Genomic DNA, 26,370 nt, shown 5'->3' on the forward strand with positions numbered 1-26,370 from the left:
GCGCAGCAGCCCCAGGGTTTCAGCTTCGTAGCGCGCAATATCGGGGCCGCTTTGCGGCCCAGCTGGCAAGCGACGCGTATCGCGCCTCAACCTTCCTGACGAGGCTCCCGAATCTTGTAGGACGCTACATACAGCGCCGGCAAGAACAGCAGCGTGAGCAAGGTCGCCACGATGATGCCGCCGATCATGGCGTAGGCCATCGGGCCCCAGAACACCTCGCGGGCAATCGGGATCATGCCCAGGCTGGCGGCGGCAGCAGTCAGCAGAATCGGCCGGCGACGATGGTTGGTCGCCTCGACCACGGCGTCCCAAGGCGAGTATCCCTGGGCTTCGAACTCATCGATTTGGGTCACCAGAATCACCGAGTTGCGAATGATGATGCCGGCCAGCGCCAAAATACCCAGAATCGCCACGAAGCCCATTGGCGTGCCGGTCGGCACCAGCGCCAACACCACGCCGATGAGCCCCAGTGGCGCCACGCTGATCACCAGGAACAGCTTCTTCACACTGTGCAATTGGATCATCAGGAACGTGGCCATGAGGAACAGCATCAGCGGGATCACCTTGGCGATGGGCCCCTGGGCCTTGCCGCTCTCTTCCACCGTACCGCCGGTTGCAATCTCATAGCCGGTGGGCAACTGGCTAGCGAATTTGTCGATATCCGGCTTGAGCTGGGCCACCAGGTCCGTGGGCTGGATATCGCCGTTGACCGAGGCCTTGAGTGTGATCGTCGGCTTGCGATCGCGGCGCCAGACCAGGGGCTGCTCCTGTTCGTAGCGCACGGTGGCAAACGCCAGCAGCGGGATCGAGGTGCCATTGGGCGTTAGGATCTGCAGGTTTTGCAGCGTATCGGGGGAGCCCCGCTCGCTGTCCACGGCGCGGGCCACCACATCGATCAGATAGATATCGTCGTTGACTTGGGTGACGGGTACGCCGGTGACGATGCTGTTCATCACATTGGCCACGTCTTCCGACGACAACCCCAGCTGACGGGCCTTGTCCTGGGCGATATCGATGCGCAGCACTTTGCCCGGCTCGTTCCAGTCGTAGATCATTTCGCCGATGTTGGGGTTCTTGTCCAGCAGCGTCGCCAGCTCGATGGCATGCTTGCGCACCTGGTCGATGTCCTTGCCGCTGACCCGGTACTGGATCGGCCGCCCCACCGGAGGCCCCATTTCCAGCGACTGGACGTTCGAGCCGATACCCACAAAATCCTCGCGCAGGCGCTTCTGCAGGCGGGCGATGAGTTCACCGCGCTCCTCCAGGCCTTTGCTCACGATGACCAACTGCGCGTAGTAGGGGTTCTGCAACTGCTGGTCCAATGGCAGGTAGAAGCGCACCGCACCCTGGCCGATGTAGGTGCTCCAGTGGTCGATGCTCTCATCGTCCTTGAGCGTTGCCTCCAGCTGGTCGACCACCTTGCGGGTTTCCTGGATCGACGCATTCTGTGGCAGGTTCAGATCGACCAGGATTTCCGGACGGTCCGATGCAGGGAAGAACTGGTTCTGTACGAAGCGCATGCAGAACACTGCCAGGGCGAACAGCACCACGGTGCCGATGATGGTCAACCAGCGGTGGCGCATGCTCCACAACAAACCCTGTTCGAACGCCCGGGCCACCTTGCCCGGCTTGTCATCATGGGACTTCACCTTCCGGGCGTTGAGAATGTGCACACCCAGCACGGGGGCGAAGAACACGGCGACCACCCACGACACCAACAGCGCCACGGCAATGACTGCGAACAGCGTAAAGGTGTATTCGCCGGCCGAACTGGCGTTCAGGCCGATCGGCACGAAACCGGCCACGGTCACCAGCGTACCGGTGAGCATGGGAAAGGCCGTGGAGGTATAGGCGAACGTCGCGGCATCCTGCTTGCTCTCGCCCATCTCAAGGCGTGTGACCATGACCTCCACCGTGATCATGGCGTCATCGACCAGCAGCCCCAGTGCAATGATCAACGCACCCAGCGAGATGCGTTGCATGGTGATGCCGCTGTACTCCATGAACACGAATACCATGGCCAGCACTAGCGGGATCGAGCACGCCACCACCAGGCCTGCACGTACGCCAAGGCTGACGAAGCTGACGGCCAATACGATGATCACCGCCTCGAACAGCGCGCTAGTGAAGCCACCGACGGCCTTCTCCACCACTGTGGCCTGGTTGGACACCGTGTGCACATCGACGCCTACCGGAAGCTCATTGGTAATGCGCTGCATGGTCTGCTTCAGGGCCTTGCCAAACTCCTGGATGTTGCCGCCCTTCTGCATGCCGATGGCAAGGCCCAGGGCCGTCTTGCCGTTGTAGCGGAACATTGGCGCAGGCGGATCGGCGTAGCCGCGCTCGACCTGAGCAACATCTGCCAGGCGGTAGAAGCGGTTGTTGATGCGCAGGTTGACGTTCTCAAGGTCCTTTTCCGAGGCGAACTGCCCGCTGGTCCGTACGGAGATACGCTCCGGCCCGGCCTCGATCACGCCCGCTGGCGTCACGCTGTTCTGCGTCTGCAAAGCCTGCATCACCTGACGCTGGTCGATACCCAAGGCAGCGAGCTTGCGGGTGGAGAAGTTCAGGTAGAGCACTTCGTCCTGGATACCGACCATTTCGATCTTGCCGATATTGGGCACTTCACGGACCTCGGCCCGCACCCGCTCCACATAATCACGCAACTGACGCAGGCTCAGCCCGTCGGCGGTGAAAGCGTAGATGGAACCGAATACGTCGCCGAATTCATCGTTGAAGCCAGGGCCCTGCAAGCCCTCGGGGAAATCGCCGCGAATGTCCTGGATCTTCTTGCGTACCTGGTACCAGATCTGCGGTATGTCGTCTGCCTTGGTGGTGTCGCGCAGGTAGACGAACACCGTTGATTCACCCGGCCGGGTATAGCTCTTGGTGTAGTCGAGCGAATCGAGTTCCTCGAGCTTCTTCTCGATCCGGTCGGTGACCTGCAGCAGCGTCTCCTCCTGGGTAGCGCCAGGCCAGCGGGTCTGGATCACCATGGTCTTGATGGTGAAGGACGGGTCTTCTTCGCGACCGAGGTTGAAGTACGAAAAGATGCCCATGAGCAGGCCGACGAACATCAGGTACCACACGAACGACTGATGCTTGAGCGCCCATTCGGACAGGTTGAAGCTTCCTTTCATTGCGCATCCTCGTCGAAGGTGACCTGCTGGCCAGGCTTGAGGCTATTGACGCCGGCGATCACCACCCGCTCTCCAGGCTGTACGCCTGATGAGACGACGATGCGGTCTTCGTTTCGGTCGATCAGGGTCACGTCGCGCAAAGCGACAGTTTTCTGTTGAGGTTCGACGACCCACACCTGGGTCTTGCCATCGCGCTCGAGCAGAGCGCTGGCCGGCAGTTCGCTGCGCGGAGAAACCTGCGAGCTGAGGGTGACGCTGACGGCAGTCCCCAGATGGAAGGTTTCAGGGGTACTGGCCAAGGTCAGCCGCGCACGCCGGGTGCGGGTGGTGGCATCGGCCTTGGGCTCGAGCTCGCGCAAGGTGGCGGTGGTGTTGACGGCAGGGTTGAGCTGCGAGGCAACGGTGAAGGTCAGGTCCGGGGCCAACTGCTCGGCAATGCCAATGGGCAGGTCGATCACGGCTTCCTTCACGTCTGGCCTGGCCAGCTTGACCACCGCCTGCCCAGCGGTGACGGTTTGCCCAGCCTCGGCCTGCCAAGCGGTGATCACCGCCGCATGATCGCTGCGCAGCGTGGTGTAGCCGAGCTGATCACGGGCCTGACTGACCGAGGACCTGGCCTGCTCCAACGTGGCGCCGGCTGTTTTCAGGTTGGTCTGGGCGATGTCCAGCTGCGCCTGAGCACCCACGCCGCGGTCGTACAACTGTTGTTGCCGGCGGGCGTCGGACTGCGCGTTGATCCACTGCGCCTGCACCCTGGCCAAGTCGCCTTCAGCTGCACGCAGTTGGTTTTGCTGGTCGGTCGGATCCAGCGTGGCCAGCGTATCGCCCGCTTTGACCTGGGCACCGACGTCCAGCCAACGGCGTGCGATGCGACCGCCTACGCGAAAGCCCAAGGTACTTTCGTAGCGCGCTTCGATGACGCCTGCAAAGCGGCCCAGGCGGGCCTGCAACTGAGGTTGCACCACTACCGACAGCACGGGGCGAACCGGCTCTGGCGGCTGCTCTTGCTTGCCGCACCCGACAAGCAACACACCGGCACACATCAGTGTCAGCCAAGGCTTCATAGCGGGCTCTCCGGCGCTTTGGCGGGGACTTTTTCAACTTTCATACCGGGGTGCAGCAGCTGCCCGCCGGTCACCACGACGACTTCGCCACCGTCGAGGCCTTTGCCGATGACCACGGTGCCGGTCAGGTAGCGGCTCACTTCGACTTCCCGCAACTGCACCTTGTCGCCCTCACCCACGATCCATACGGCGGGTTTCTTCAGGCCTTTGGTCAGTGCCGACCAAGGCAGCTCGACACTCGGCTTGCCCCGCCCCTGCGTGGTCACGGTGACGGGCGCGCCCAACTGCATGGCAGGCGGAACGTCCTGCAGACCGACCTTGACCTGTACCGTACCGCTCTGAGCCGAGACGGTGGGCGTGATTTCCCTCACCGCCCCACGGGCTTGTACCTTGGGATCGTCCAGCAGGCTGACCACCACGCTGGCATCGCTCGGGGTGCCTGCCAACAGGGACTCATAGACGTTGAACACCGCATCACGCTCGCCATCCCGGGCCAGGCTGAAGATCGGCATGGTCGCTTGCACCACTTGGCCTACCTCGGCCTGACGCTCGGTGATCACACCATCGGCCTCTGATATCAGCGCGGTATAGCTCAACTGCTCGTTGGCGTTCGCCAGCTGAGCCTGTGCGGCCTTCAACGCGCTCTGGTTACTGCGCAACGAGGCCTGGGCAGCATCGTATTCGCTTTGGCTGGTATAGCCCTTGGGCAGCAGTTTCTGCTGGCGGACGAAGGCGGCTTGGGTCTGGGTTACACGCGCCTGGGCGGCGAACACCTCGGCCTTGGCCGAGGCGACGTTGTTCTGCAGGTCCTTGGGGTCAAGCCGCGCCAGCACCTGCTTGGCCTTGACGTGATCGCCCACATCCACCGCGCGCGCGATGATCTTGCCGCCTACGCGGAAAGAAAGGTCGGTTTGCACACGCGCCTGGATATCACCGGTCAGGGTCACCCTGGCAGCGAAATCAGCAGATTGGACAGTCTGCACCCCCACGCGAGGCAGGGTTCCTTCGGGCTCACTCTTGCTGCAGCCCGTGAGCAAGCCCAGCACCCCCAAGCCGGTGACCAGCAGCACACGCGACAACGTCATGGAGGCTCCTTTCTTGCGCGCAAAAGATTCATGCATGCGATTCGCCAGGTAAGCCGGGGTTCCATAATTCTTATTGGAGTACTAGAGGCCCTGCCTACTTCAGGCCCCTGGGCGGCTTTGTTAGGTCAGGTATAGCGAGCTCCAGCAATTGTGTCAGTACCGCATTCTCTCAAGATCACGGGCGCTGGGTCGGGCGTAGCTGATCGTCTGCAAGCGAGCAGCTACGCCTCAATCAGATCGGCGCCACCGGCGCCGGGCGCCGTACCTGTGGCTGCGAGGCGTTGGCCGCCGCACCCTCTTCGATGGCTTGCTGTATGGCCTTGCGGCGGCGCTCCTCGGCACGGCGGCTGAAGTACCAGACGAAGAACGTAACCAACGAGACGGACAGCAGAATCAGGCTGGCCACGGCGTTGATCTCCGGCTTCACGCCCAGGCGCACCGCCGAGAACACTTCCATGGGCAACGTGGTCGAGCCTGGCCCGGACACGAAGCTTGCCAGCACCAGGTCATCGAGCGACAGCGCGAACGACATCATGCCGCCGGCCGCCAGCGATGGCGCAATCATGGGGATGGTGATCAGGAAGAACACCTTCCACGGCTTGGCTCCCAGGTCCATGGCCGCTTCCTCGATCGACAGGTCCAGTTCACGCAACCGCGCCGACACGACAACCGCCACATAGGCTGCACAGAAGGTGGTGTGGGCGATCCAGATGGTGACCACGCCACGCTCCTGCGGCCAACCGATCAATTGCGCCATGGCCACGAACAGCAGCAACAGCGACAGACCGGTGATGACTTCAGGCATCACCAGCGGCGCAGTGACCAGGCCGCCGAACAAGGTGCGACCGCGGAAGCGGGTGACCCGGGTCAGCACGAAAGCGGCCATGGTGCCCAACGCAACCGCTGCCACCGCCGTGTAGCAGGCAATTTCCAGCGAGCGCATCACCGAGCCGATCAGCTGGGTGTTGTCCAGCAGGCCGACGTACCACTTCACCGACCACCCACCCCACACCGTCACCAACTTGGAGGCGTTGAACGAGTAGATGACCAGAATCACCATCGGCAAGTAAATGAACAGCAAGCCGAACACCAGCATCAGCTTGGAAAAACCGAAGCGCTTCATGCCCTGCCCTCCATTTCCTTGGCCTGGCTGCGGTTGAACAGCAGAATCGGCACGATCAGGATCGCCAGCATCACCACCGCCAGCGCGGAGGCCACCGGCCAGTCACGGTTGTTGAAGAACTCCTGCCACAACACCTTGCCGATCATCAGGGTTTCCGGACCGCCGAGCAGCTCGGGGATCACGAACTCGCCCACCACGGGGATGAATACCAGCATACAACCGGCGATGATGCCGTTTTTCGACAGCGGCACGGTGATTTTCCAGAAACTGTTGAAGGTGCTCGAGCCCAGGTCGGATGCCGCTTCGAGCAGGCTTGGGTCATGCTTCACCAGGTTGGCGAACAAGGGCAGGATCATGAACGGCAGGTAGGAATAGACCACGCCGATATACACCGCCAGGTTGGTGTTCAGGATCTGCAGCGGCTGGTCGATCAGCCCGGTCCACATCAGAAAGCCGTTGAGCAAACCGTTGTTGCTGAGAATGCCCATCCAGGCATACACGCGGATCAGGATCGCGGTCCAGGTCGGCATCATGATCAGCAGCAGCAGGACGGTCTGGGTTTCCTTCTTGGCATTGGCGATGGCGTAGGCCATCGGGTAGCCGATCAGCAGGCAAAGCAGCGTGCTGATGAACGCCATCTTAAGCGAACCCAGGTAGGCCGAGATATACAGGTCGTCCTCGGTCAGCAAACCGTAGTTGGCCAGGTTGAGCACCAACTGGATCTTGTCCTCGACGTAGCTGTAGATCTCGGTATAAGGCGGGATCGCCACGTCAGCTTCGGCGAAACTGATCTTCAGGACGATGAAGAACGGCAGCATGAAGAACAGGAACAGCCACACGAAAGGAACACCGATCACCAGGTGCCGCCCCTCAGGGGTGATGCGCCGGAACGCTCGCTTGAGCTTGCGCAGCTTCATGACCGCAGTACCACGCCGCTGTCGTCTTCCCACCATACGTAGACTTCATCGTCCCACGTAGGGCGCGCGCCTTGGCGCTCGGCGTTGGCGACGAACGACTGCACCACCTTGCCACTGGGCAGCTTTACGTAGAACACCGAATGACCGCCCAGGTAGGCGATGTCATGGATCTTGCCGCGCGACCAGTTGTACTCGAAGTCAGGCTGGACAGTGGTGACCAGCATCTTTTCCGGGCGCAGCGCATAGGTGATGTGCTTGTCTTCCACGGAGGTGGAAACACCATGCCCGACGTAGATCTTGCGCTCAAGTTCAGGCGAGGCGATCAGGGCATGACCTTCGGCATCGTCGATCACCTCGGCATCGAACAGGTTGACGTTGCCGATGAATTCGCAGACCAGGCGACTGGTCGGGGTTTCGTAGATATCCACCGGCGAGCCGATCTGAGCGATCCATCCCAAGTGCATGATGGCGATGCGCTGGGCCATGGTCATGGCCTCTTCCTGGTCGTGGGTCACCATCACGCAGGTCACACCGACGCGCTCGATGATTTCCACCAGCTCCAGTTGCATCTGCGAACGCAGCTTCTTGTCCAGGGCGCCCATCGGCTCGTCCAGCAGCAACAGCTTGGGGCGCTTGGCCAGGGAGCGGGCCAAGGCCACGCGCTGGCGCTGGCCACCGGAGAGCTGATGCGGTTTGCGCTTGGCGTACTGGGTCATGTGCACCAGCTTGAGCATCTCGGCCACGCGGGCGTCGACCTCGGCCTTGGGCAAGCGGTCCTGCTGCAGGCCGAAGGCGATGTTCTGCGCCACGGTCATGTGCGGGAACAGGGCGTAGGACTGGAACATCATGTTGATCGGCCGCTCGTAGGGCGGCATGTCGGTGATGTCCACACCGTCCAGGAAGATGCGCCCTTCGGTGGGGCGTTCGAAGCCTGCCAGCATGCGCAGCAAGGTCGACTTACCGGAGCCGGAACCGCCGAGCAAGGCGAAGATTTCGCCCTTGCGGATTTCCAGGGACACATCGTCCACCGCTACCGTTTCGTCGAATTTTTTCGTGACCCGGTCGATCTTGACCAGCACCTGCTTGGGTTGCTGGCCACCCTCGAGGGCTTTCTTATAGGCGCCGGAGGCAACTGCCATGAGTGAAACTCCCAACAAGATTTTTGTGCCCGCGCGGCCTGCCAGGCAGGTCGCGGGGTGAGGTGGATTACTTGCCCGACTTGACCTTGGTCCAGCTGCGGGTCATCAGGCGCTGCACCTTGGGCGGCAGCTCTGAGTTCACGAACATCTTGTCCAGCACATCCTGCGGTGGATAGACCGCAGCGTCAGTCCTCACGGCCTGGTCCATCAGGTCGCCAGCCTTCGAGTTAGGGTTGGCATAACCGACGTAATCACTGACCTGGGCGATAACCTCAGGTTTCAGCAGATAGTTGATCAAGGCATGCGCCTGCTCCACGTTCCTGGCGTCCTTGGGGATCGCCAGCACGTCGAACCAGAGGTTGCCGCCTTCTTTGGGAATGGCATAAGCCAGGTTCACGCCCTTCTTGGCCTCTTCGGCGCGGGCCTTGGCCTGGAACACATCACCCGAGAAACCCGCCGCGACACAGATGTTGCCGTTGGCAAGGTCGGTGATGTACTTGGACGAATGGAAGTAGGTCACGTAGGGGCGCACCGCCAGCAGCTTCTGCTCGGCCTTGGCGTAATCCTTGGGGTTGGTGCTGTTGGGATCCAGGCCCATGTAGTTGAGGACGGCCGGTAGCATTTCGTCCGCCGAGTCGAGGAAGGCCACACCGCACTTGGACAACTTCTTCATGTTCTCGGGTTCGAACAGCACCGCCCAGGAATCGATGGTATCGACGCCAAGCGCCTCCTTGACCTTGTCGACGTTATACCCGATGCCATTGGTGCCCCACAGGTAAGGCACGGCATACAGGTTGCCCGGATCGTTCTTCTCCAGACGCTTCATCAGCGCAGGATCAAGGTTCGCGTAATTGGGTAGCAGTGTCTTGTCGAGCTTCTGGAAAGCGCCCGCCTTGATCTGCTTGCCCAGGAAATGGTTGGAAGGCACGACCACGTCATAGCCGGTCCTGCCGGCCAGCAGCTTACCTTCCAGGGTCTCGTTGGAATCGAAGACATCCTGCACCGGCTTGATGCCCGTGGCTTTCTCGAAGCCCGCGAGGGTATCAGGGCCGATATAGTCGGACCAGTTGTAGAAATGCACCGTAGGCGCCGCTTGGACGCTGCATGCCAGCGTCAGGCTCGCTGCAGCCATCATGGCCTTGCGTAATACAGAATTGGACAAGTGGGTGGTCCTCACAATCAGTGTCTGGGTAGCGACAATGCTGCCGCACACGCAAAACCGGCGCGCAACTTACCTTCGCAGCTTCGATGCCGCAATGTTCAATTGCCTTTCACTGGTTTCGGACCGGGAATACCCGGCCCGAAAATGCTACATCAGGCTTATTTGCCCGATTTGATCTTGGTCCAGCTGCGGGTAATCACCCGTTGCACTGCTGCCTCAGGGGCGGCAATGGCGTACAGCTGCTTTTTCACTTCAGCGGACGGATAGATGCTTGGGTCGCTGGTGATTTCCTTGTCCACGAAGGCGGTCGCGGCCTTGTTGCCGTTGGGGAAGCGCACGGCATTGGTGATTTCGGCCATGACTTGCGGCTGCATCAGGAAGTCCATGAACTTGTAGGCCGCTTCCTTGTGCTCGGCATCCTTGGGCATGGCAACCATGTCATAGAAGGTGCCGGCGCCTTCTTTCGGAATCACGTAGTCCAGCTTGACCTTGTCCCCCGCCTCGTGGGCGCGGGTCTTGGACTGTTCCAGGTCACCCGAGTAGCCGACTGCCAGGCAGATGTTGCCGTTGGCCAGGTCGCCAATGTACTTGGAGGAATGGAAGTAGGTGATCGAAGGACGGATCTTGAGGAACAGGTCCTCGGCAGCCTTGAGGTCTTCCTTCTTGGTGCTGTTGGTCGGCAGGCCCAGGTAATGCAGGGCAGCTGGCAGCATTTCGGTTGGGGCATCAAGGAAGCTCACGCCACAGCTCTTGAGCTTGGCGATGTTCTCTGGCTTGAAGACCACGTCCCAGGAGTCGATCTTGTCCACGCCCAGCGCGGCCTTGACCTTCTCGGGGTTGTAGCCGATGCCGATCGAGCCCCACATGTAGGGGAAGGCGTATTTGTTGCCCGGGTCACTGGCATCGCCCACGGCCTTGAGCAGGTCCTCGTCGAGGTTCTTCCAGTTGGGCAGCTTGGTGCGATCGAGTTCCTGGTAGACGCCAGCTTTGATCTGCTTGGCCAGGAAGTTGTTGGAAGGCACCACGATGTCATAGCCGGACTTGCCGGCCAGCAACTTGGCCTCCAGGGTTTCGTTGCTGTCGAACACGTCGTACTTGACCTTGATGCCCGACTCTTTCTCGAACTTGGCGATGGTGTCCGGAGCGATGTAGTCCGACCAGTTGTAGACGTTCAGTACCTTGTCTTCAGCCTGTACAGCCCCGACCACTGCGCCCATCAGCGCGGCGGCCAACAACGTCTTGCCCATATTCTTCATGCGTCATGCTCCAGAGTGTTCGATTAGCTATCCGTTCAGAAGCCGGGTCCCGCAGTACACGCGTGTGGGCGACTGAAGCAGCCGCTAGTCTGGCAAGTTACAAGGCCCGGTTTCAAGGAAACCTGGCCCTTGTAACGACTTAATGTCACATCGCTAGCTGTCAGCGAATCGCTTCGAGCGTCAGGTCCAGGCATTTACGTGCCTTTTCCACCAGTTCGTCGATCTCGGCCGGGCTGATGACCAGAGGTGGCGCGATGATCATCGTGTCGCCAACAGCCCGCATGATCAGACCATTGTCGAAGCAGAAATTACGGCAGATCATGCCCGCGCCCTTGCCTTCGAAACGGCTGCGGGTCGCCTTGTCCTTGACCAGCTCGATCGCGCCGAGCAGGCCAACACCGCGCACCTCGCCCACCAGCGGGTGGTCCTGCAACTCACGCAGACGCTTTTGCAAATACGGTGCCGCTTCGGTGCGCGCTTTCTCGACGATTTGTTCGTCGCGCAGGATGCGCAGGTTTTCCAGGCCCACTGCGGCAGCCACAGGATGCCCCGAATAGGTGAAGCCGTGATTGAAATCCCCACCTTCGCTGAGCACCTTGGCTACCTTGTCACGCACGATCACACCGCCCATGGGGATGTAACCGGAGGTAAGGCCTTTGGCGATGGTCATCAGGTCGGGCTTGAGGTCGTAGAAATCCGAGCCGAACCACTGCCCTGTTCGCCCGAAGCCGCAAATGACTTCGTCGGCCACAAAGAGGATGTCGTAACGGGCCAGAATTTCCTTGATCTTCGGCCAGTAGGTGTCTGGCGGGATGATCACGCCACCTGCGCCCTGGATGGGCTCGGCGATGAACGCTGCGACGTTGTCCTCGCCGACTTCGAGAATTTTCTTTTCCAGTTGCTCCGCAGCCCAGACCCCGAACGCCTCCGGTGTCATGTCACCGCCCTCGCCATACCAGTACGGCTGGGGGATGTGCACCACGCCCGGGATGGGCAGGCCGCCTTGCTCGTGCATGCCACTCATGCCGCCCAGGCTGGCGCCGGCCACGGTGGAGCCGTGATAACCGTTGACCCGGCCGATCAGGGTCTGCTTGCTCGGTTTGCCCTTGAGTGCCCAGTAATGGCGAACCATGCGCAGCACCGTGTCGTTGCCTTCGGAGCCTGAACTGGTGAAGAACACATGGCTCATGCCCTCGGGCGCCACTTGGGTGATCGCCTTGGCCAACTCCAGCGCCGGAGGATGGGCGGTCTGGAAGAACAGGTTGTAGTAGGGCAGCTCACGCATCTGCCGCTCTGCCGCCTGAACCAGCTCCTCACGCCCATACCCCACGGCCACGCACCACAGGCCAGCCATGCCGTCGAGAATCTTCTGCCCCTCGCTGTCCCACAAATGCACGCCCTGCGCCTTGGTGATAATGCGCGGCCCCTTGCCCTTGAGCTGCTTGTAGTCGCTGAAAGGCGCGAGGTGATGCTCGCCACTGAGGGCTTGCCATTCACGGGTTTGCGGGTTGTTCAGGCTCATGTGCTTCTCCGTTGACGGACGGCCGCGCGCCTGCGGGGCCGAGGTTGATCAAACTGCGAACAGCAGGAATTCACGCTCCCAGGAACTGATGACGCGCTTGAAGTTCTCGTGCTCGGCACGCTTGGTGGCCACGTAGCCGGCGATGAATTTCTTGCCCAGGTACTGCTCCAGGGCGCGGCTGTTTTCCATGCGCTCCAGGGCGTCCTCGATGGTCAGCGGCAGGCGCAGGTTGCGGCGCTCGTAACCCCGCCCTTGGACCGGGGCGCTGGCCTCGATACCTTCGACCATGCCGATGTAGCCACACAGCAGGCTCGCGGCGATGGCCAGGTACGGGTTGGCATCCGCACCCGGCAGGCGGTTTTCGACGCGCCGGCTTTGCGGGCCGGCGTCAGGCACGCGCAGGCCTACCGTACGATTTTCCTCGCCCCACTCCACGTTCACCGGTGCCGAGGTATCCGGAAGGAAGCGGCGGAACGAGTTCACGTTCGGCGCGAACAGCGGCAGCGCTTCGGGAATGAATTTCTGCAGGCCGCCAATGTGGTTCAGAAACAGCGTGCTCATGCTGCCGTCTTCATTGCTGAAGATATTCTTGCCGGTGGTTACGTCGACCACGCTCTGGTGCAGGTGCATCGCGCTGCCAGGCTCGCCGGTCATGGGCTTGGCCATAAAGGTGGCTGCCACGTTGTGCTTGAGCGCCGCTTCGCGCATGGTGCGCTTGAACACCAGTATCTGGTCGGCCAGGTGCAGGGCATCGCCGTGACGGAAGTTGATTTCCATCTGCGCCGTGCCGTCTTCGTGGATCAGCGTGTCGAGGTCCAACTGCTGCAATTCGCACCAGTCATAGACATCCTCGAACAGCGGGTCGAATTCGTTCGCAGCTTCGATGGAGAAGGACTGGCGCCCGGTTTCGGGCCGCCCCGAACGGCCCACCGGCGGTTGCAGCGGGAAGTCAGGGTCTTCGCTGCGCTTGGTCAGGTAGAACTCCATCTCGGGCGCGACGATGGGCTGCCAACCCTTGTCAGCGTACAGCTTGAGCACCTTCTTGAGCACGTTGCGCGGCGACAGCTCTACGGGGTTGCCCTTCTTGTCGTAGGTATCGTGGATGACCTGCGCGGTCGGCTCGATGGCCCATGGCACCAGGAACACGGCATTCTCGTCAGGCCGGCAGATCATGTCGATGTCTGCAGGGTCCAGCAGCTCGTAATAGATGTCGTCGTCGACATAGTCGCCGGTCACGGTCTGCAGCAGCACGCTCTCGGGCAGGCGCATGCCTTTCTCGGCGATGAACTTGTTGGTAGGCGAAATCTTGCCGCGCGTGATGCCGGTCAAGTCGCTGATCAGGCATTCGACTTCGGTGATCTTGTGCTCTTTCAACCAATCGGTGAGCTGGTCGAGGTTGTTACTCATAAATACCTCAGGAGGTAAGGTGGTCCGCGCCTTGATTCTGGATGCAGTGGATGGCTAAAGCAAAACCCCCGCGCAGGCGGACGGTGGATACACTGAAACCACGTGTGCCCGAGGCGATTTGTAACGGCAGAAAGAAGCGAAGCGTAGAGATGGGGTGCCATGAAGGCGGGGCCGGGCATGCCAGACGTCAATTATTGCGAGCACTGCCCCCACGCGGTTGGCAGGCCTGGCAAACATGACTGAACAGCCTGACTGCACTGCATTGGCAGCGCTTCCAGGTCGCGGCAGGCGGACCATGAGACCCTCGTATTATTCTGTTTTGGGTTGAATCGGAGCTTAGCGCCGTTCATTTTTTTACACAACACCTGCGTAAAAAATAAACGACGCAGTGCTCGCGATAGCGCTTTTCCAGAAAAATAGCGGATAATGCCGTGCCCCGATATGCAGCAAATCTGCCGTAGATGTGCCATTTCAGGGCATCATGGGGTTGGCTTGACATCAGTATGGCTTTTCGATTGACTGGTCCTGCAAGCCCCCCTTGATTGATATTTTTAACAACAAAGGTGTTGCATCATGTCGGTACCCCCGCGTGCCGTTCAGCTTAACGAAGCGAACGCGTTCCTTAAGGAACATCCTGAGGTTCTCTACGTTGACCTTCTGATTGCAGATATGAATGGTGTGGTGCGCGGCAAGCGCATAGAGCGCACCAGCCTCCACAAGGTTTACGAGAAAGGCATCAACCTGCCGGCCTCCCTGTTTGCACTGGATATCAATGGCTCCACCGTCGAAAGCACCGGGCTGGGCCTGGACATCGGCGATGCAGACCGCATCTGCTATCCGATCCCTGACACCCTCTCCAACGAGCCATGGCAAAAGCGCCCCACTGCCCAGCTGCTGATGACCATGCACGAGCTCGAAGGCGAACCTTTCTTCGCTGACCCGCGTGAAGTGCTGCGCCAGGTGGTGAGCAAGTTCGACGACATGGGCCTGACCATCTGCGCCGCGTTCGAGCTGGAGTTCTACCTGATCGACCAGGAGAACGTGAACGGCCGTCCGCAGCCGCCGCGCTCGCCCATTTCCGGCAAGCGTCCGCAATCGACCCAGGTCTACCTGATCGATGACCTGGACGAGTATGCCGACTGCCTGCAGGACATTCTCGAAGGGGCCAAGGAACAGGGTATTCCTGCCGATGCCATCGTCAAGGAAAGCGCCCCGGCTCAGTTCGAAGTCAACCTGCACCATGTGCCGGACCCGCTCAAGGCGTGCGACTACGCCGTGCTGCTCAAGCGCCTGATCAAGAACATCGCCTACGACCATGAAATGGACACTACTTTCATGGCCAAGCCCTACCCAGGGCAGGCAGGCAATGGTCTGCATGTACACATTTCCGTGCTGGACAAAGATGGCAACAACATCTTCACCAGCGAGGATCCCGAGCAGAACGCCGCGCTACGTCACGCTGTCGGCGGTGTGCTCGAGACCCTGCCTGCGTCCATGGCGTTCCTGTGCCCGAACGTCAACTCCTATCGCCGCTTTGGCGCGCAGTTCTACGTGCCCAATGCGCCAAGCTGGGGCCTGGACAACCGCACCGTGGCGCTGCGCGTACCGACCGGCTCGCCCGATGCTGTGCGCCTTGAGCACCGCGTGGCTGGCGCCGATGCCAACCCGTACCTGATGATGGCGGCCGTGCTGGCAGGCGTTCACCATGGCCTGACCAACAAGGTCGAGCCTGGGGAGCCTATCGAAGGCAACTCGTACGAGCAGCTGGAACAGAGCCTGCCGAACAACCTGCGTGATGCGCTGCGCGAGTTGGATGACAGCGAAATCCTGAACAAGTACATCGATCCGAAGTACATCGACATCTTCGTCGCGTGCAAGGAAAGCGAGCTGGAGGAGTTCGAACATTCGATCTCCGACCTCGAGTACAACTGGTATCTGCACACCGTGTAAACCAGAACGCCGCCCATCAAGGCGGCGTTTTCATTTAAGGCACGCATGCGCAGAGCGCCTCAGCCCAGCGGCTTTTCGAAGATCTTCGAATTGCGCTGGAAGTTGTACAGCGAAGCCCGTGCCGCCGGCAGCCGCTCGACGCCACTGGGCGAGAAGCCGCGTTCGCGGAACCAATGCGCCGTGCGTGTTGTGAGCACGAACAGGGTGCTCAACCCCATCTCCCGTGCCCGGCTTTCGATACGCGCCAGCAGCTCATCCCCGCGCCCGCCATGGCGGTACTCCGGATTCACCGCCAGGCATGCCAGCTCACCCGCATCGGACTCTGCAATCGGATACAACGCTGCGCACGCGATGATCATGCCTTCGCGCTCCACCACGCTGAACTGCTCGATTTCCCGCTCCAGCACTTCACGTGAACGGCGAACCAGGATGCCTTGTTCTTCCAGCGGGCTGATCAGGTCGAGCAGGCCGCCGACGTCTTCGATGGTGGCCTCTCGTACGATCTCGAACTGCTCCTGGGACACCAGCGTACCGCCACCGCCCCGGGTGAACAGTTCGGTCAGCAGCGCGCCGTCCTCGGCATAGCTGACGATGTGGCTGCGTGCCACGCCGCCCTTGCACGCCTGGGCAGCGGCATCGAGCAGCTCGGCCTGGTAGTCGCTGCCCAGGCGCTGCAAGTGCGGCGCAACCTGTTGGGGGCGCAGTTCGCGCACCAGGCGGCCATGTTCATCCAACAGGCCAGGTTCTGCGCCGAACAGCACCAACTTCTCAGCGCCCAGTTCGATGGCCGCACGGGTGGCCACGTCTTCGCAGGCAAGGTTGAAGATCTCGCCGGTTGGCGAATAGCCCAGCGGCGAGAGCAACACGATGGAGCGCTCGTCGAGCAGGCGGCTGATGCCCTTGCGGTCTACCCGACGCACTTCGCCGGTGTGATGAAAATCCACGCCTTCGAGCACGCCGATCGGCCGCGCGGTGACTAGGTTGCCGGAGGCCACCCGCAGGCGCGAGCCCTGCATGGGCGAGGCGGCAATGTCCATTGACAACCGCGCCTCGATAGCCAGGCGCAGCGCACCTACCGCGTCGATCACGCAATCCAGGGTAGCGGCATCGGTGATACGCAAGCCGTGGTGGTAGTGCGCTGCCAGGCCACGTTCAGCCAGGCGGGTCTCGATCTGAGGGCGAGAGCCGTGTACCAGGACCAGACGCACCCCAAGGCTGTGCAGCAGCACCAGGTCGTGGACGATATTGCCGAAGTTGGGGTGTTCAACCCCATCGCCGGGAAGCATCACCACAAAGGTGCAGTCGCGGTGGGCGTTGATGTAAGGAGAAGCGTGGCGTAGCCAGTTGACGTAATCGTGCATGACAGGGCCTGTGGATAAGTGGACGGAGAACGGCGTTACAGGGGCGTTCAGGATCATCGTCGGAACAGGCTTGCGGTCACGCGCGGTCTCCTCTAGGCAGAAACGAATGAAAGGGGTGGACGTTTAATGCAGGCAATAGTGCCCGATCAGGTCACGCAATAGACGCACGGTCGGCTCGATACGTGACATATCCAGGTATTCGCCAGGCTGGTGTGCGCAGGCGATGTCACCAGGGCCGAGCACGATGGTCTGGCAGCCAAGCTGCTGAAGATAAGGTGCTTCGGTGCCGAATGCCACCGCTTCGGCGCGGTGGCCGGTGAGCCGCTCTGCCACCTGGACGAGTTCACTGTCGGCCGCCTGTTCGAACGGCGGCACTTCGGGGAACAGCGGCGCATAGTCGATACGCACGTCATGGCGCTCGGCCACCGGAACCAGTTTTTCACGGATGGCGGCGCGCAGCTGGTCCACGTCCATGCCCGGCAATGGGCGCAGGTCGAACTCAAGCGCGCACTGGCCGCAGATCCGGTTGGGGTTGTCGCCACCGTGAATGCAACCGAAGTTCATGGTCGGCGCAGGCACCGTGAATTGTGGATTGTTGTAGACCTTCTGCCATTGCTGGCGCAGGCCCATCAGTTCGCCCATTACCGCATGCATGGCATCCATGGCGCTGCGGCCAAGGCTTGGGTCCGATGAATGACCACTGCGCCCGAGGATGTCGATCCGATCCATGAGGATGCCTTTGTGCATGCGGATCGGCCGCAGCCCGGTCGGCTCGCCGATGATCGCCGCGCGGCCCAGCGGCTGGCCAGCATCGGCCAGGGCACGGGCGCCAGACATGGAGCTTTCCTCGTCGCAGGTGGCCAGAATCAGCAGCGGCTGCTTGAAGTCGTGCTGCAGCAAGGGAATGACGGCCTCGATCACCAGTGCGAAAAAACCCTTCATGTCGCAACTGCCGAGCCCCACCCAGCGACCCTCGACTTCGGTCAGCTTCAAGGGGTCGCTGCTCCAGAGCTGCTCGTCGTAAGGCACGGTGTCGCTGTGGCCGGCCAGCACCAGGCCGCCAGGGCCGCTGCCGCGGCTGGCCAGCAGGTTGAACTTGCCGGGAGTCACCTGCTGAATGTCGCAGGAAAAGCCCAGATCACCCAGCCAGGTAGCCAGCAGGTCGATGACCTGACGATTGGACTGGTCGAGCGAGGCCTGGGTGCAACTGACCGAAGGCGCGGCGATCAAGGCGGCAAATTGGTCTTTCAGCGTCGGCAACGGCATGCGTGTACTCCTCGGAAGCATTGCCCATCATAGGACCATCCGCCGTCTGGAATAAACCGTTGACGGCCTACTGCTGTAGACTCTGCATCGACCACGCCCCCTTTCGAGCCTGTAATGCCCAAAGAAACCGAACTCAAGCTGCGCGCCAGCCCCGAGACCCTCGCCGCCCTGCGCGAGCACCCGCTGCTGAAAAAGCGCAACAAGTCTGGCTGGCAGACCCGCGAACTGCTGAACCAGTATTTCGACACGCCTGAGCGCGCGCTGGCCGAGGCACGTGTTGCCCTGCGCCTGCGCCGTGACGGCGATACCGTCATCCAGACCCTCAAGTGTCGCGGCACCAGCGTGGCTGGCCTGTCCGAGCGCAACGAGCACGAATGGCAACTGGACAAGGTGAAGCTGGACCTCAAGAAGCTGGATGACAGCTGCTGGCCCGTGCAACTGGCCGACCTGGACAAGAAGACCATCAAGCCGTTGTTCACCACCGACTTCACCCGCGAATACGCCGAAATCGCCTGGGGCCGTGGCAAGGCCAAGGTGGTGATCGAGGCCGCGCTGGACCAAGGCTTCGTGATTGCCGGCAAGCGCAAGGAAGCGATTTGCGAGTTGGAACTGGAGCTGCGTGAAGGTGAGCCTGCGGCGCTGCTGGAGCTGGCCGCCGAGCTGGCCGCAAGCGTTGCGCTGATGCCCTGCGATATCAGCAAGGCTGAGCGCGGCTACCGCCTGCTGGAGCCCGAGCGTTTCGAGCTGGATCTGAGCGTCGCCGACCTCGAAGCGGACATGGCCTTGGACGATGCCTACGCTGCGTTGGCGTGGCAACTGCTGGGCAACAGCCAGCGCCTGGCCGAGCAATACCGCCACAGCGGCCACTGGCGGTCGCTGCAGGACTGGGTGCAGAACCTCATCGAGCTGCGCGCCATCACTGCCAGCCTGGGCCAGGCCGCCCCCCGCGCTGCCACCCGTGACCTGCGCGCGCGCCTGGATGCCCTGCTCGAAGACTGGCGTCCACTGGTGCAAGCCGGCAACGGTGACGAAGACATCCGCCGCGCTGCGCCCGAGCAGTTCGCAGAAGAGCTGGATGATCCTCGCTGGGGCCAGTTCTCCCTGGAAACCTCGCGTTGGCTGCTGTCGCGTGCCTGGGCTGCCGAGCGCAAGGGCCGTGGCGAGCGCCAGGGCAAGGCGCTTCTGGCAAGCTGGCTGGCACACCTGATTGCCGAGGAAGGCCGCGCTCTGAAGTTGTCGCTATACACCCAGCGCCCCGAAGACCTGGCAGAGCAACTGCCGCGCATCGAGCAAGTGATGGCCTGGCTGCACCATGCCCGCCATGTGCTGGATGCACCACAAATGGACCGCCTGTACGGTGACATGAAGAAACTGCACGAGCTGGCTGAGCACCCGATCAGCGATGAGGTGCTCGAAGCCCGCATCGAGCAGGCGCGTGCCGTCGATCAGAGCCGTGGCTGGAAGCATCTGCTCAAAGCGTGATGCCTTCAGCCCGACAGCGGCAGGCTGGTGGTGGACTTGATCTCCGAAAGGGCCACGATCGAGTTCACCTCCTGAATACCGGGTACGTTCGAGAGCTTTTCGAAGAAGAACCGTTCATACGCCTCGATATCCGGGGTGACGATACGCAGCAGGAAGTCCACCGACCCCATCAGCACGTAGCACTCGAGCACCTCTGAAAACCCGCGGATAGCCTCTGTGAACTCGGTGAAATTCGAGCGGCCGTGGGCATTCAATTTCACTTCGGCGAATATCTGGGTGTTCAGCCCGATTTTCTTGCGGTCCAGCAAGGTGACCTGCCCGCGAATCACCCCCTCCTCTTTGAGCCGTTGAATCCGTCGCCAACATGGCGATTGTGACAAGCCAATGCGTTCGGCGATCTGAGCGCTGGACAGCGAAGCGTCTTCTTGTAGCAACTCGAGGATACGACGGTCGTAGACATCCAATGCGCCGTGCATGAACAATTCTCCAGATCGACCTGTATCGATCATAGTTATGCAAGAACAGACTGATTTAGTCGAATCTTAGCGAAATAATACCGGCTCGGGCATGCAAAACTTTCTGCACTCAAAGAGGATGACGCATGAACTCACTGCCGCGTGCCGATGTATGGGCCAACAGCAATGCTCACACCACTGTGCTGTACCGCTTGCGGGCCGAAGCCGAGCCCGACAGCTTGTGCCGGGTGCTCAATCAGTTCGCCTTGCAAATGCTCACACCGCATAGCGTCCAGGTCACTCAACAGGATGACTGGCTGACCCTCGACATCGGTATTGGCGGCTTGAGCTGGCACCGCGCCGAAGTGATCGCTCAGAAATTGCGCAACATGGTGTGTGTGGCCGACGTGCACTTGGCCCCGCAACACCGTGTGGAGCTGTCGGTAGTGCACGCCTAGCGGCGCACCGGCCAGCGCTTTGACATGAGCATGAATAGCCCTCAGGCAAAACCCTGACATCCTTTCGATTCGGCTTTGGCGGAGGGTGAACTAGCCTAGATCGGGTCTTCTTGATCAGGCACGGACGCCTTTATGCATAACCCCGATACCCTGGCACTCGACCTGCACCGGGTGCTCGAAGCCTTGCTCATCGACCAGCGCCTGCACGCCAGCGATAGCGTGCGTGTACTTGAGCATGCCGTCGATCACCCTGGCGATCATCCGCTGGAGCAGGTGGCCGCCTGCAACCTTGCCGACCGCCTCCATCCGGGACAAGTACTGGACCTGGATCGGCTTTGCCAATGGCTGGCTGCCAAGACGGGCCTGCCCTATCTGCGTATCGATCCGCTGCAAATCGACCTGCAGCAGGTGGCTGAGCTGGTGTCCCCAGCCTTTGCGCAGAGCCACGGCATTCTCATCGTGGCAGCTGACGCGGCGAGCGTCACCGTGGCCAGCGCACAGCCCTATCAGTGCCGTTGGCAGGCCGATCTGGCCCTGAGCCTTGGACGAACCGTGCGGCGAGTGCTCGCAAGCCCTGTGCAGATGCGTCAGGCCGGTGAACCCTTCCAGCGCCTGGCGCAGTCGGTCAAGGGCGCGCACCACCAGCAATCGAACCGCTTCGGCGAACTCGAGCAGTGGCTGGAGCTGGGCAAGCGTCACTCGCAGGCCAACGCGGATGACGCGCACATCGTGCATATCGTCGACTGGCTGCTGCACTACGCGATCGACCAGCGCGCCAGCGACATCCATCTGGAGCCGCGCCGCGACCAGGGCCACTTGCGCTATCGCATCGATGGCCTGTTGCACACCGTCTATGTTTTCCCCGCCGCAGTCGCAGTGGCCTTGATCAGCCGCCTGAAGCACCTTGGGCGCATGGACGTCGCGGAAAAACGCAGGCCTCAGGATGGCCGACTGCAAAGCCGCCTGCCAAACGGGAGCGAGGTGGAGCTGCGTTTGTCGACCCTGCCCACTGCCTTTGGTGAAAAACTGGTATTGCGCCTGTTCGACCCGCAGCAGCTGCACGAGAGCTTTGATCGGCTCGGTCTTCAGGGGCAGCAATTGGGTCAATGGCAAGGCCTGCTGCAACGGCGCCAGGGCATCATCCTGGTCACAGGGCCTACGGGCTCAGGCAAGACCAGCACGCTGTACGCCAGCCTCAAGCTATTGGCCACCCCGCAGGTCAACCTGTGCACCATCGAGGACCCCATCGAACGGCTCGAACCCGGGTTCAACCAGTTTCAGGTGCAGCCGGCCCTGGACCTGGGCTTTGCCAACGGCGTGCGCGCCATGCTGCGCCAGGATCCGGACATCATCATGATCGGCGAAATACGGGACCCCGACACCGCACGGGTGGCCGTGCAGGCCGCCCTTACCGGGCACCTGGTGCTGTCTACCCTGCACACCAACGACGCCTGTGCCGCGATCATCCGCCTGCAAGAACTGGGTGTGGCTGACTACTTGATCAAAGCGACATTGATTGCCGTGATGGCCCAGCGCCTTGTGCGCACGCTGTGCAGCCAGTGCCAGGGGCGCGACGCAGCCAGCTGCAGAACGTGCCGCGGCACGGGTTTTCATGGGCGTACCGGCTTGTTCGAATTACTCGAACCCAGCGACAACCTGCGTGCCCTGATCGGCCCTCATACGGACCTTGCGCAATTGCGACGCCAGGCCCAGGCAGATGGCCTTGTGGACCTGCGCCGCTGCGGCGAGGCCAAGGTTGCGTGTGGGCAAACCCTGGCTGACGAAGTACTGCGTGCATGCAGCTGATCAGAAGCGGCAGGCCCAGGAACTTGGCAGGTTCGCGAGCATCCAACCGCACATCTTCAACCCTCACCTTCGAGGTGTCTCATCATGCGTCTCAACACTGCCATCGCTGCCGCAGCCCTGCTCGCGCTGCCTGTGGGCTCGGCCATGGCCGATTCCTTCTGGCGTAATGTGATCTCTTCCGGTGCAACCACCGGCTCGACCTACCTGACCTCGCGTGACCACAAGTTGGTAATGGCGGCGCAGGATGATGCTGGCAGCTTCGTAGCCAGTGAAGGCGCCATCCGTGGGCCATTCCTGGAGTCGGCAATCAAGCAGGTGCGTGCGGAACATCCAGGGCTTCACGCGTCTGACATGGAGCTGGCCAATGCCATTCTGGCCAAGCATGCAATAGCCGACTGATCGGTACAGCGCCGGCCTCAACGCCGGCTAACTCGCGCCGGGAGGTCTTCAACCCCTGGCTGCGAGTGCTTTCTGCCGGTGACGCAAGGACGGCTTACTCGCCAATGGCGGCCTTGTAGCCAGCCGCATCCAGCAGTTTCTCCAGATCGGCCTGGCTGCTCGGCTTGAGCTTGAAGATCCATGCGTCGTAGGGCTGCTCGTTTAGTTGTTCAGGGCTGTCGGCCAACGCCTCGTTGACCGCGATCACTTCGCCACCGACCGGGGCGTAGATGTCGGACGCGGCCTTGACCGACTCCACGACACCGGCCGCGTCGCCTGCGGCAAACACCTTGCCCACTTCGGCCAGCTCGACGAATACCACGTCACCTAGCGCTTCCTGCGCATGGTCACTGATGCCTACCGTGACGGTACCGTCGGCTTCCAGGCGGGCCCATTCATGGCTTTGGGCAAAACGAAGTTCGGCGGGGATAGTGCTCATGTCTTGAATTCCTCGATTGGCTCAGCGGTACGCCCGCCGTTTGATGATGGATCAGATCAGGATCTTGCCGTGGCGCACGAAAGTCGGCCTGACCACGCGCACCGGGTACCACTTGCCACGAATTTCCACTTCGGCCCGGTCGCCCGTGGCCATGGGCACGCGTGCCAGGGCAATGGACTTGCTCAGCGTAGGTGAGAAACTACCACTGGTGATCTCTCCTTCGCCAATTCCCGCCACACGGACCACCTGGTGGGCGCGCAGGACACCACGCTCCTCCAGTACCAAACCCACGAGCTTTTCCTGTACGCCCCGCTCGATTTCCGCCAACAGCGCCGCGCGACCGATGAAGTTTCGGCTTGCCGGCTCCCAGGCGATGCTCCAGCCCAGATTGCACGATAACGGCGTGTGCTGCTCGTCGATGTCCTGCCCGTAAAGGTGCATGCCGGCTTCGAGCCGCAACGTGTCGCGAGCCCCCAGGCCGCTGGGCGCGATACCGGCGCCAACCAGGTCGTTGAAAAAGGCCACGGCCTGGTCACCCGGAAAGATCAACTCCAGGCCATCTTCGCCGGTATAGCCGGTGCGCGCGATGAACCAGTCCCCGTCCATCACCCCTTCGAAGGGGCGTAGCGTGCGTATCAGAGCGGCCCGCGAGGCACTGACCAAAGCAGCTACCTTCTCGCGCGCGTTCGGGCCCTGAACGGCAAGAATGGCGAGGTCCGGACGAACCTGAACGTCGACGGCAAGCCCATCACGCTGCTGGTCCAGCCACTCCAGCACCCGGGCTCGGGTGGCAGCGTTGGTGACCAGCCGGTAACCGGTCGCCGTGCGATAGACGATCAAGTCATCGATCACCCCGCCCTGCTCATGCAGCATCGGGCTGTAGAGTGCCTTGCCAACCTGATCGAGCCGGGCGACATCATTGGCCAGCAGCCGCTGCAACCAAGCCGTGGCCGCATCGCCCCGGATATCAATGACGGTCATGTGGGACACGTCGAAGACCCCACAGTCACTGCGCACCTGGTGGTGCTCATCGACCTGCGAGCCATAGTGCAGCGGCATGTCCCAGCCACCGAAATCGACCGTCTTGGCGCCAAGCGCCAGATGCAGGTCGTACAAAAGCGTGCGCTGTCCCATGGGTTTCTCCTTCCGGGCGTGGCGAAGCGGCAGCAGTGGAAGGCTCATGGCCTTCAGCTGTGTGAACAGCGTTGTTTTGATTGCCTGCTGCGCGAGTGCCGCGCATTGTAGCGGCAAGGGCGCAAGCTGACACCCTTAGCAGGAATGGCCTGGCCTGCGCGCCGAGCGGCGTATCAGGCCAATGACCGGCAGCAGCCCGACCACCACCAGCGTCAATGCCGGCAGCGACGCCCGCGCCCATTCACCCTCGCTGGTCATCTCGAACACCCGTACCGCCAGCGTATCCCAGCCAAAAGGACGCATCAGCAGGGTAGCCGGCATCTCCTTGAGCACATCGACAAACACCAGCAACGCCGCGCTCAGTGCGCCTGGCAGCAGCAGCGGCAAGTACACCTTGATGAACAGCCGCACCCCGCCCACACCCAGGCTGCGCGATGCCTGCGCCAACGAGGGACGAATCCGTTCCAGGCTGCTCTCCAGCGGGCCGTAGGCCACGGCGATGAAACGAATCACATAGGCCAGCAGCAATGCTGCAAGGCTGCCCAGCAGCAATGGCCTGCCCGCGCCTCCCAGCCAGCTGGACAGCGGCGCGACGACCTGGCTGTCCAGGTAGCTGAAGGCCAGCATGATCGACACCGCCAGTACCGAGCCGGGCAAGGCGTAGCCCATGTTGGCGAGCCCTACACCGACGCGAATGCCCGGCATGGGCGCCTGGCGCCGGGCAAAGGCCAGTAGCAGCGCCACGCAGACCGTCACCAGCGCTGCAACGCCGCCCAGGTATAGGGTATGAAGCACCAGGCCGATGTAGCGCTCATCCAGATCGTGGCGCCCGCGCTGCCAGAACCACACCAGCAGTTGCAGCAAAGGGATGACGAATGCGCAGGCGAAGACCAACAGGCACCAGCCGCTGGCCAGCACGGCCTTGCCACCCTGCAGGCGGTACAGCGCCTGGCCTCTGGGGCGTTCACTGGCGCTGTGGTTGGCGCCCCGCGCACGGCGCTCGCCGTACAGCACCAGCATGACGGCCAGCAACAGCAAACTGGCCAATTGCGCAGCGCTGGACAGGCTGAAGAAGCCATACCAGGTCTTGTAGATGGCGGTCGTGAACGTGTCGAAGTTGAAGACCGCCACGGCGCCGAAGTCGGCGAGGGTTTCCATCAGGGCCAAGGCGATGCCCGCCCCGATGGCAGGTCGGGCCATGGGCAGGGCCACCCGCCAGAATGCCTGCCAGGGCGAGAGCCCCAACACCCGGGCGGCCTCCATCAACCCTTTGCCCTGGGCAAGAAACGCTGTGCGTGCCAGCAGGTAGACATACGGATAGAACACCAGCACCAGCACGATGATCACGCCGCCGGTAGAGCGCACCCGCGGCAGGCGCATGGGCCCGAAAGCCTCGCGCAGGGCACTCTGCACCGGGCCGGCGAAGTCCAGCAAACCTACGAAGACGAAGGCCAGGACGTACGCCGGAATGGCGAACGGCAACATCAGCGCCCAATCCAGCCAGCGACGGCCCGGAAACTCGCACAGGCTGGTGAGCCAGGCCAGGCTGACACCGAGCAAGGTGACACCCAGACCGACCCCCACCACCAAGGTAACGGTGTTGCCCAGCAAGCGCCCCATCTGCGTGTCGAGCAGGTGTGACCAGATCTGCAGGTCGATCGACTGCCACGACAACAGCAGCACGCTCAGGGGCAGCAGCACGAGGCCGGCGATCAGAGTGACGGGGAGGTACCAGCGACGACGGTGGGTGTAGGGCACGTTATGTC

General features: G+C 61.8%; 21 protein-coding genes. 5 read left to right on the forward strand and 16 right to left on the reverse strand.

From position 1 onward, the window contains the following. Window positions 1-86: 86 nt before the first annotated feature. The 10 genes from ACF8GB_RS11510 to ACF8GB_RS11555 form a co-directional block, all read right to left on the reverse strand. Window positions 87-3,140: an efflux RND transporter permease subunit gene (locus ACF8GB_RS11510; protein WP_058638172.1), complete on the reverse strand. Its 3,054-nt coding sequence runs from the start codon at window positions 3,138-3,140 to the stop codon at window positions 87-89. Further along, window positions 3,137-4,204, reverse strand: coding sequence for an efflux RND transporter periplasmic adaptor subunit (locus tag ACF8GB_RS11515; protein ID WP_058638173.1), 1,068 nt, complete (start codon window positions 4,202-4,204; stop codon window positions 3,137-3,139). Before ACF8GB_RS11515 ends, ACF8GB_RS11510 begins: the two co-directional genes overlap by 4 nt. Further along, window positions 4,201-5,289, reverse strand: a complete 1,089-nt coding sequence (locus tag ACF8GB_RS11520) for an efflux RND transporter periplasmic adaptor subunit (protein ID WP_326383335.1) — start codon at window positions 5,287-5,289, stop codon at window positions 4,201-4,203. Before ACF8GB_RS11520 ends, ACF8GB_RS11515 begins: the two co-directional genes overlap by 4 nt. A 232-nt stretch (window positions 5,290-5,521) precedes the next feature. Next, on the reverse strand, window positions 5,522-6,412 hold the full coding sequence (locus tag ACF8GB_RS11525) for an ABC transporter permease subunit (protein WP_023532426.1): 891 nt from the start codon (window positions 6,410-6,412) through the stop codon (window positions 5,522-5,524). Continuing rightward, window positions 6,409-7,329, reverse strand: coding sequence for an ABC transporter permease subunit (locus ACF8GB_RS11530; RefSeq protein WP_058638175.1), 921 nt, complete (start codon window positions 7,327-7,329; stop codon window positions 6,409-6,411). The genes ACF8GB_RS11525 and ACF8GB_RS11530 overlap by 4 nt, the downstream gene beginning before the upstream one ends. After that, window positions 7,326-8,468 (reverse strand): polyamine ABC transporter ATP-binding protein, encoded by a 1,143-nt coding sequence (gene potA, locus ACF8GB_RS11535; protein ID WP_058602845.1) that lies wholly within the window; start codon window positions 8,466-8,468, stop codon window positions 7,326-7,328. Before potA ends, ACF8GB_RS11530 begins: the two co-directional genes overlap by 4 nt. A gap of 67 nt (window positions 8,469-8,535) precedes the next feature. After that, window positions 8,536-9,630 carry a polyamine ABC transporter substrate-binding protein gene (locus tag ACF8GB_RS11540; RefSeq protein ID WP_078479327.1) on the reverse strand — a complete coding sequence of 365 codons (1,095 nt, stop codon included), beginning with the start codon at window positions 9,628-9,630 and terminating at the stop codon, window positions 8,536-8,538. Window positions 9,631-9,788: 158 nt separating this feature from the next. Then, a complete protein-coding gene (locus tag ACF8GB_RS11545) occupies window positions 9,789-10,886 on the reverse strand; it encodes a polyamine ABC transporter substrate-binding protein (protein ID WP_058638177.1) in 1,098 nt (365 codons plus the stop codon). Between the two features lie 160 nt (window positions 10,887-11,046). Continuing rightward, window positions 11,047-12,408, reverse strand: coding sequence for an aspartate aminotransferase family protein (locus tag ACF8GB_RS11550; RefSeq protein ID WP_392527056.1), 1,362 nt, complete (start codon window positions 12,406-12,408; stop codon window positions 11,047-11,049). A gap of 48 nt (window positions 12,409-12,456) precedes the next feature. Next, window positions 12,457-13,815, reverse strand: a complete 1,359-nt coding sequence (locus ACF8GB_RS11555; RefSeq protein ID WP_058602841.1) for a glutamine synthetase family protein — start codon at window positions 13,813-13,815, stop codon at window positions 12,457-12,459. A 573-nt stretch (window positions 13,816-14,388) separates the two neighbouring features. On the opposite strand from ACF8GB_RS11555, the gene ACF8GB_RS11560 reads away from it, so the two are divergent. Further along, on the forward strand, window positions 14,389-15,765 hold the full coding sequence (locus ACF8GB_RS11560; RefSeq protein ID WP_023532636.1) for a glutamine synthetase family protein: 1,377 nt from the start codon (window positions 14,389-14,391) through the stop codon (window positions 15,763-15,765). Window positions 15,766-15,824: 59 nt separating this feature from the next. Here the strand turns inward: ACF8GB_RS11560 and argA are convergent, their stop codons facing one another. Continuing rightward, window positions 15,825-17,126 (reverse strand): amino-acid N-acetyltransferase, encoded by a 1,302-nt coding sequence (gene argA / locus ACF8GB_RS11565; protein WP_058602839.1) that lies wholly within the window; start codon window positions 17,124-17,126, stop codon window positions 15,825-15,827. A 123-nt stretch (window positions 17,127-17,249) separates the two neighbouring features. After that, a complete protein-coding gene (gene argE, locus ACF8GB_RS11570; RefSeq protein ID WP_058602838.1) occupies window positions 17,250-18,392 on the reverse strand; it encodes an acetylornithine deacetylase in 1,143 nt (380 codons plus the stop codon). Window positions 18,393-18,506: 114 nt separating this feature from the next. On the opposite strand from argE, the gene ACF8GB_RS11575 reads away from it, so the two are divergent. Next, window positions 18,507-19,874, forward strand: coding sequence for a CYTH domain-containing protein (locus ACF8GB_RS11575; protein WP_058638179.1), 1,368 nt, complete (start codon window positions 18,507-18,509; stop codon window positions 19,872-19,874). A gap of 5 nt (window positions 19,875-19,879) precedes the next feature. Here the strand turns inward: ACF8GB_RS11575 and ACF8GB_RS11580 are convergent, their stop codons facing one another. Continuing rightward, window positions 19,880-20,350, reverse strand: a complete 471-nt coding sequence (locus ACF8GB_RS11580; protein WP_058602836.1) for an Lrp/AsnC family transcriptional regulator — start codon at window positions 20,348-20,350, stop codon at window positions 19,880-19,882. 125 nt (window positions 20,351-20,475) lie between these two features. On the opposite strand from ACF8GB_RS11580, the gene ACF8GB_RS11585 reads away from it, so the two are divergent. From ACF8GB_RS11585 to ACF8GB_RS11595, 3 genes are all read left to right on the forward strand, one after another. Continuing rightward, window positions 20,476-20,787, forward strand: coding sequence for a hypothetical protein (locus tag ACF8GB_RS11585; protein WP_058602835.1), 312 nt, complete (start codon window positions 20,476-20,478; stop codon window positions 20,785-20,787). A 132-nt stretch (window positions 20,788-20,919) separates the two neighbouring features. Then, window positions 20,920-22,593, forward strand: coding sequence for a GspE/PulE family protein (locus ACF8GB_RS11590; RefSeq protein ID WP_326383338.1), 1,674 nt, complete (start codon window positions 20,920-20,922; stop codon window positions 22,591-22,593). Window positions 22,594-22,677: 84 nt separating this feature from the next. Continuing rightward, window positions 22,678-22,992: a DUF2388 domain-containing protein gene (locus ACF8GB_RS11595; RefSeq protein WP_058638182.1), complete on the forward strand. Its 315-nt coding sequence runs from the start codon at window positions 22,678-22,680 to the stop codon at window positions 22,990-22,992. Window positions 22,993-23,086: 94 nt separating this feature from the next. Here the strand turns inward: ACF8GB_RS11595 and gcvH are convergent, their stop codons facing one another. The 3 genes from gcvH to ACF8GB_RS11610 all read right to left on the reverse strand — a co-directional run bounded on the left by gcvH (window position 23,087) and on the right by ACF8GB_RS11610 (window position 26,362). Continuing rightward, window positions 23,087-23,470, reverse strand: coding sequence for a glycine cleavage system protein GcvH (gene gcvH / locus ACF8GB_RS11600; protein WP_058638183.1), 384 nt, complete (start codon window positions 23,468-23,470; stop codon window positions 23,087-23,089). 51 nt (window positions 23,471-23,521) lie between these two features. Continuing rightward, window positions 23,522-24,604, reverse strand: coding sequence for a glycine cleavage system aminomethyltransferase GcvT (gene gcvT / locus ACF8GB_RS11605; protein ID WP_392515895.1), 1,083 nt, complete (start codon window positions 24,602-24,604; stop codon window positions 23,522-23,524). A 135-nt stretch (window positions 24,605-24,739) separates the two neighbouring features. Next, window positions 24,740-26,362 carry an iron ABC transporter permease gene (locus ACF8GB_RS11610; RefSeq protein ID WP_058638185.1) on the reverse strand — a complete coding sequence of 541 codons (1,623 nt, stop codon included), beginning with the start codon at window positions 26,360-26,362 and terminating at the stop codon, window positions 24,740-24,742. Window positions 26,363-26,370: the final 8 nt, after the last annotated feature.

It is taken from the genome of Pseudomonas sp. xss_4, assembly GCF_043104125.1.
Lineage (GTDB): Bacteria > Pseudomonadota > Gammaproteobacteria > Pseudomonadales > Pseudomonadaceae > Aquipseudomonas > Aquipseudomonas parafulva_B.